General features: G+C 71.9%; 8 protein-coding genes and 1 pseudogene. 5 read left to right on the forward strand and 4 right to left on the reverse strand.

Translation table 11 applies throughout. The features are described from left to right. A pseudogene (locus tag DSZ44_RS17870) lies at nucleotides 1-394 on the reverse strand (hypothetical protein); the annotation flags it as partial. Nucleotides 395-466: 72 nt separating this feature from the next. Between DSZ44_RS17870 and DSZ44_RS17875 the strand changes: the two are divergent. After that, nucleotides 467-1,324: a DUF1353 domain-containing protein gene (locus DSZ44_RS17875; RefSeq protein WP_110853983.1), complete on the forward strand. Its 858-nt coding sequence runs from the start codon at nucleotides 467-469 to the stop codon at nucleotides 1,322-1,324. 70 nt (nucleotides 1,325-1,394) lie between these two features. On the opposite strand, the gene DSZ44_RS17880 is transcribed toward DSZ44_RS17875, so the two are convergent. The 3 genes from DSZ44_RS17880 to DSZ44_RS19060 all read right to left on the reverse strand — a co-directional run bounded on the left by DSZ44_RS17880 (nucleotide 1,395) and on the right by DSZ44_RS19060 (nucleotide 3,035). Then, the gene (locus tag DSZ44_RS17880) at nucleotides 1,395-1,610 is read right to left on the reverse strand and encodes a hypothetical protein (RefSeq protein WP_110853984.1); all 216 of its coding nucleotides are present in this window, start codon (nucleotides 1,608-1,610) and stop codon (nucleotides 1,395-1,397) included. 127 nt (nucleotides 1,611-1,737) lie between these two features. Further along, entirely contained in the window at nucleotides 1,738-2,424 is a 687-nt protein-coding gene (locus DSZ44_RS17885; RefSeq protein ID WP_110853985.1) for a response regulator, read from the reverse strand. A 65-nt stretch (nucleotides 2,425-2,489) separates the two neighbouring features. Continuing rightward, nucleotides 2,490-3,035, reverse strand: a complete 546-nt coding sequence (locus DSZ44_RS19060; protein WP_373681266.1) for a hypothetical protein — start codon at nucleotides 3,033-3,035, stop codon at nucleotides 2,490-2,492. Here DSZ44_RS19060 and DSZ44_RS18930 point away from each other — a divergent pair. The 4 genes from DSZ44_RS18930 to DSZ44_RS17905 form a co-directional block, all read left to right on the forward strand. Beyond that, nucleotides 2,935-3,282, forward strand: a complete 348-nt coding sequence (locus DSZ44_RS18930) for a hypothetical protein (RefSeq protein WP_258369719.1) — start codon at nucleotides 2,935-2,937, stop codon at nucleotides 3,280-3,282. The genes DSZ44_RS19060 and DSZ44_RS18930 overlap by 101 nt on opposite strands. A gap of 470 nt (nucleotides 3,283-3,752) precedes the next feature. Then, nucleotides 3,753-4,460 (forward strand): hypothetical protein, encoded by a 708-nt coding sequence (locus DSZ44_RS17895; RefSeq protein ID WP_110853987.1) that lies wholly within the window; start codon nucleotides 3,753-3,755, stop codon nucleotides 4,458-4,460. A gap of 78 nt (nucleotides 4,461-4,538) precedes the next feature. Beyond that, nucleotides 4,539-5,420, forward strand: a complete 882-nt coding sequence (locus DSZ44_RS17900) for a manganese catalase (protein ID WP_110853988.1) — start codon at nucleotides 4,539-4,541, stop codon at nucleotides 5,418-5,420. Nucleotides 5,421-5,493: 73 nt separating this feature from the next. Further along, a partial coding sequence (locus tag DSZ44_RS17905) for an FAD-dependent oxidoreductase (protein WP_146237611.1) occupies nucleotides 5,494-5,865 on the forward strand: 372 nt, incomplete at its 3' end.

Below are 5,865 nucleotides of genomic sequence, written 5' to 3' on the forward strand. Positions count from 1 at the left end.
CGGGCTCGGTGAGCAGCTGGTCGGGGTCGTCGGGCCGGGCGGCCTCGGCGTCGCGCCGCGCCCGGTGGAAGTCGACCGTGAGCGGTTCCCGCATGTCGGTGATGAGCGGGTAGTCGATGAGTGCGGCGACGTCGAGCTCGTACCGCAGCCAGCGGGCGTTGACGGCGTCGTGGCGGGCGAGCGTGCGCTCGACCTCGGTCCGCGTGGCGGTGACCTTCTCGGCCGCGGCGGCGCGAGCGCCGTACTTGATCCGGGCGAGCTCGAGCCGGTCGCGGCGGCGTCGCTCGTCCCACTTGCGCACGTTCTTGACGACGGCGCCGGCCGAGCCCCCGAACGCCGCCCCGAGGGGGAACACCAGCCACCAGTAGGCACCGACGAACTCGAAGAAGCTCACGTCCGGGAGTGTAGCGACGCCGGGTGGATGTCGGTCCCGGGCCGTAGCCTCGGCGGGAGAAGGGGGTGAGGGATGCCGTTCGTGAGGGAGTCCGGGGGGCGGTGGCGCTCGTGCACCACCGTGGACCTGCGCCAGCTGCCCGAGCGCGGGCGCACCCGCTTCGAGGTCCTCGAGGAGTTCGGGTACACGCGCCTGCCTCCGGACGGACGCGACGCGGCCGGTCCCACGTGGACGCGTGCCGCCGTCGAGCACGTCGTGCCGGCCGGCTTCGTCACCGACCTCGCCTCCGTGCCCACCGTCCTGTGGGGCGTCATCGCCAGCTACGGCCGTCAGACCCTGCCCGCCGTGCTCCACGACATGCTCTACGCGGCCGCCCGCGACGCACGGGCCACCAGGGCACGGCGCCTGCGCCGGGAGGCGGACACCCTCTTCCGCGCCACCCTGCGGGCCACCGGTGCGGGCCCGGTGCGGCAGTGGCTCATGTGGGCCGGGGTGCGCACCTTCGGCAGCCCGGCGGTGGTCGTACCGCTCGTCGTGGCGGGGCTCGTCCTGCTGGGGGTGGGGGTGCTCGCCCTGGGCGGCTGGTTGACGGCGCCGTCGATCGCGCTGGTGGCCGTCGTGGCGGCGCTGGGTGCCCTGCTCGTCTCCCTCGGTGTCGCCAGCGTCGAGCAGGGGGCCGACGGTCGAGCCCGCTTCCGGCCGGCCAGTCTCGGGGGGCTGCTGGGGGCGAGCGGGCTCGTGCTGCTGGCGTCGGCGCCGGTCGTCGTCGTCATCGTCGTCACGACCGTCGTGCGCTTCGTCGTCGAGCTGGGGGAGAGGCCGGTCGCCCAGCCCGGGCGGCCCGCGGAGGAGACGGCACCGACGGCGCGGATCACCTGGTCCCCGCTGCTGGCCCGGGTACCCGGGCGCCCGGAGCCACCGCTGGAGTGACGCGGAGGGGGCACACAGCACGACCGCGGAGCCGGTCTGCCGGCTCCGCGGTCATGGGGGTGTCACCGACTCAGATGCGGCACCAGAGCCACCACGGGACCGCGCCGCAGAAGGAGATCTGCGGGGTGATCTCGCCGCCGCCCGGCGTGGAGACGACGGGCTGCGTCACGACGGTTCCGCTGCCGGGGAGCTCGTGGCTGCCGGGCACGGAGGCAGCCGCGGGGGCCATGGACAGACCGACGACCGCGAGGGCGACGGCCGCGGAGCGGACGATGGTGCGCTTCATCAAGGGCCTCATTCTCTTGAGAATAGGGTGGAGGGTTCCCACATCGTCCCCGCCCAACGTCGCGGTAGTCATCCTTCGAAAGTAGGAAGAGAGTCCACCAGGAGGACGATTTGTGGTCACGTGCCGATCAGCGGACGAGTCGGCGTTCGTAGGCGTACACAACGATCTCGAGCCGTGAGCCGACCCCCATCTTTCGCATGATCGAGGAGACGTGGGTCTTGACGGTCGTCTCGGCGACGAAGAGCTCCTCGGCGATCTGTCCGTTGGACCGGCCGCGGCACAGGAGCTCGAGGACCTCGTGCTCGCGCGAGGACAGGCCGATGTCGCTGGCCTCGGAGGAGCTGGGTGTGCGCAGGAGGTAGTTGTCGATGAGCCGGTCCGTCGGCCCGGGGGAGACCACCCGGTTGCCGCTGTGGGCGCGGCGGATCGACTGGACGAGGTCCTGGGGGCTGGTGTTCTTGAGCAGGAACCCGGCCGCCCCGGCGTCGAGCGCCTCGAGGAGGAACTCGTCCTCGTCGAAGGTGGTGAGGAGCACGATCCGCAGCTGGGGGAACTCCTTGCGGAGCTGGACGGTGGCCTCGATGCCGGTCATCGTGGGCATCTGGATGTCCATGATGACGAGGTCCGGGTCGTGCTTGCGCACGAGGTCGCGCACCTGCGACCCGTCCTCGCCGGTCCCGACGACGTCGATGTCGTCCGCCGTCGCCACGTAGCTCTGGAGCGTGGTGAGGACCATGGGGTCGTCGTCCACGAGGAGCACGCGGATCGTGGCCTTGTCGGTGGGTCCCTCGGCACCCTCAGTGCTGTGCGGCACGCTCTACCTGTCCTTCGCTCATGGAGCTGATCGTCGGGATGGAGGCCTGGATGATCCATCTCCCATCATGATGACGTACGACGAGGCTTCCCCCGACCGCCTCGACGCGCTCCCGCACGCCGATGAGGCCCACGCCCGAGCTGAGCGCGCTGTCCGCCTCGGCGCCCTCGCGGGCGTCGTTGAGGAACAGCGCCCGGGTCTCGACGTCGGTGCGCTCGATCATCACGGTGCACGGCGCGCCGGGGCGGGCGTACTTGGCCATGTTCGCCGTGCACTCCTGGATGACGCGCACGAGGGCGGTACGCACCGAGAACGGCAGCGGGAGGTCCACGTGGTCCTCGACGTGCACCTGGAGCGAGTGGCCCGCGCGTTCGAGCGAAGCGCGGGCGTCGTCGAGTGCGCGCTGGAGGGTGGGGGGCGGCGGCGGCGATCGCGGCCGGGACGTTCTCCGTGCCCGACCGCCGGTCGCTGCTGTTGTCCTCGGTGCGCAGGATCTTGAGCACACCGCGCATGCTGACGACCGACTGGCGACCGATCGCGATCGCGTGGTCGATCTCCTCGAGCACCTTGGGGTCCTGGATGCCGGTGAGCTTGGCCCGCTCGAGCGCCATGATGATCGAGGTGATGTCGTGGATCGAGGTGTCGTGGAGCTCCCGGGCGAGGTCGCGGCGCTGGCGCGTCAGCTGTGCAGCTGAGGTGCGCTGGATCCGGTCGACGGAGTTGACCATGAAACGGACACCCTCGCCGAGGAGGCAGGGGAAGAAGAACACCGTGAGCCAGGACGCGACGTCCGCCAGCGGAAGCTCGGTGCGCTGCAGCGTGGTGAGGATCGTGATGACGGCGACGACGTACACGTAGCCGATCGGTCGCGGGCGGACGGCGATGAGTACCCCTGCGGTCACGACGGCCGCGACAATCGTGAGCGAGAACGGGTGGACGCCGATGAGCAGCTCCGCCATGACGAGCGGGATCGAGAGCGCCGCCGCGACCACTGGCCACCGCCCCAGTCCGTAGAGGACGAGGATGGCCGCCACCTGGACGAGCGTGAGGCCGGTCGGGAGGTTGTCGACCTCGCTGATGTACAGCTCCCAGACCAGCAGGCCCGTGACGCCGACGTACAGGAGCGCGCGGGCACGCGCGGCCCACCGCCTCTTCGTGTCAGGCTCTCGCCCCAGGCGGGATGCCGCACGAGCGGTCGCCGTGCTCAATCGGCTTCTGAGGTCCATCACCGCGAATCGTTCCACACCCGGTCGCCGCGCGGTGAAGATTCCCTCTCCGAACCGAGCGTTGCGGGTGCGCGCCGCGGCCACGGCGTCGATCCTGGCCCGATGGCGCTACCCGTCCCCCGCTCGGTTCCCGTCGCACGAGCGGCCGCAGCCGCAGGTGGTCAGCTCATCGGCGTCCTGCTCGGCGGGGTCGGCCGCCTCCGGCGCGGGAAGTCGCTGCACCCGCGCGGCTCCGTCCACGAGGCGGTCCTCACGGTGTGGGGCACCGAGCGGCCCTGGGAGGTGCCTCTCCTCGACCGGGCGGGCGAGCACCGGTGCCTCGTCCGTGTCTCCCGCGCGGCGGGGCTGCCGTCCCCGCTCCCGGACGTCCACGGGCTGGCCGTCCGCCTGGAGGAGACGTCGGGCACGGTCGACCTGCTCCTCTCGACGACGGGCGTCGGGCCTCTCACGCGCTTCGTCCTGCTCCCGGGCCGGACCGAGCGGCGCCCGATGACGACGCTGCTGCCGGTCCGCACGCCGACCGGACCGCTCCAGCTGAGACTCACGCCCGCGGCCTCCGGCACCGACGCCCGGACGTGGCTGCTGAGCACGGCCCGGGGTCGAGGGCCCTGGGAGCCCGTGGGCCGGCTCGTCGCCACGGCGCAGCCGGTCGGTCCCGACCCGGACCCGCCGCTGCGCTTCGACCCCGTGCACCACCTTCCCGCGGGCGTGAGCCAGTACCCGTGGGTGCGCCTGGTGCGCGACCCGGCCTACGTCCGCTCGCGGCAGTGGTCGCCGCGGTCGCGCTGGCGTCGCCGTCCAGGTGCGTGACCCCGGCGACGGCGTGATAGTGGGCATGGCCATGACCCAGGTCACACAGCCGGCCGGGTGGACTCACGAGGAGGCAGGATGTTCTTCCACAAGCAAGAGCTGCAGTTCAAGGCCACACCGGACAAGCCGGACGCGATCTACGCCCGCAAGCTCCAGGAGGTGCTGGGCGGGCAGTACGGCGAGATCAGCGTCGCGATGCAGTACGCGTTCCAGGGCTGGAACATGCACCTGCCCGGGAAGTACCGCGACCTCGTCTTCGGCATCGGCGCCGAGGAGTTCGGCCACGTCGAGATGCTCGCGACGATGATCGCCCAGCTCCTCGAGGACGCCCCCATCGGCATCACCACGGACGCCGTCCAGGACGACCCCACGGTCGCGGCGGTCGTGGGCGGCATGGACGTCCAGCACGCGATCGTCGCCGGCGCCGGCGCGCGGCCGGTCGACTCGAACGGCAACCCCTGGCAGGGCTCCTACATCACCTCCAGCGGCAACCTCCTCGCCGACTTCACGGCCAACGCCAACGCCGAGATGCAGGGCCGCATCCAGGTGGCCCGGCTCTACCACATGACCGACGACTCCGGCGTCCGGGACATGCTCGCCTTCCTCCTCGCCCGCGACACGATGCACCAGAACCAGTGGCTCCGCGCCATCGAGGAGCTCAAGGCCGACGGGCTCGAGGAGCTGCCCACGCCGAGCAACTTCCCGCAGAAGAAGGAGCACACCGAGGTGTCCTACCAGTACCTCAACTTCTCCGACGGCGAGCACGCCAAGGACGGCGGCTGGGCCTCCGGCCCGTCCATCGACGGCAAGGGGGAGCACACCTACCACGACGGCCCCACGACGTCGGCACCCATGCCGCCGCCCACCCGGCCCGACGCGCGGCTCTACGGCACCACCGACCTGCCCAACGCCGTCGAGAAGATCGCCGGCACGGTGCAGGACAAGCTGCACCGCGAGTAGGGACGCCCGTGAGACGGGGGCCGGGCTGCTCAGGGCGGCCCGGCCCCGCCAGCACCACAGGACAGGAGACCTCATGACCAGGTGGCACGACGTCGTCGTCGTCGGCGGAGGGAACGCCGGGATCTCCCTGGCGGCGCGCCTGCGCCGGCTCGGGTGTCCCGACGTCTGCGTCGTCACCCCCGACCAGGACCACCTGTACCGCCCGCTGCTCAACTTCGTCGCGGGTGGCCAGGCGCCCTTCGACCGGCTCACCCGCCCCATGCGGGACGTCGTGCCGGAGGGAGCCACCTGGGAGGCCAGTCCCGCGGTCGCCGTGGACACCGACGCCCGCGAGGTGACGCTCGCGTCGGGCACCCGCATCGGCTACACCGACCTGGTCCTCGCCCCCGGCCTCGAGCCGGACGTCGCGGCGACCCCAGGGCTGACGGAGGCGATCGAGCTGGGC

The organism is Georgenia satyanarayanai (assembly GCF_900116375.1).
GTDB lineage: Bacteria > Actinomycetota > Actinomycetes > Actinomycetales > Actinomycetaceae > Oceanitalea > Oceanitalea nanhaiensis.

Coding starts and splice junctions, on each gene's coding strand:
- DSZ44_RS17875 (WP_110853983.1), top strand. CDS start 467: ATGCCGTTCGTGAGGGAGTCCGGGGGGCGGTGGCGCTCGTGCACCACC.
- DSZ44_RS17880 (WP_110853984.1), bottom strand. CDS start 1,610: ATGAAGCGCACCATCGTCCGCTCCGCGGCCGTCGCCCTCGCGGTCGTC.
- DSZ44_RS18930 (WP_258369719.1), top strand. CDS start 2,935: ATGCTGACGACCGACTGGCGACCGATCGCGATCGCGTGGTCGATCTCC.
- DSZ44_RS19060 (WP_373681266.1), bottom strand. CDS start 3,035: ATGGCGCTCGAGCGGGCCAAGCTCACCGGCATCCAGGACCCCAAGGTG.
- DSZ44_RS17895 (WP_110853987.1), top strand. CDS start 3,753: ATGGCGCTACCCGTCCCCCGCTCGGTTCCCGTCGCACGAGCGGCCGCA.
- DSZ44_RS17900 (WP_110853988.1), top strand. CDS start 4,539: ATGTTCTTCCACAAGCAAGAGCTGCAGTTCAAGGCCACACCGGACAAG.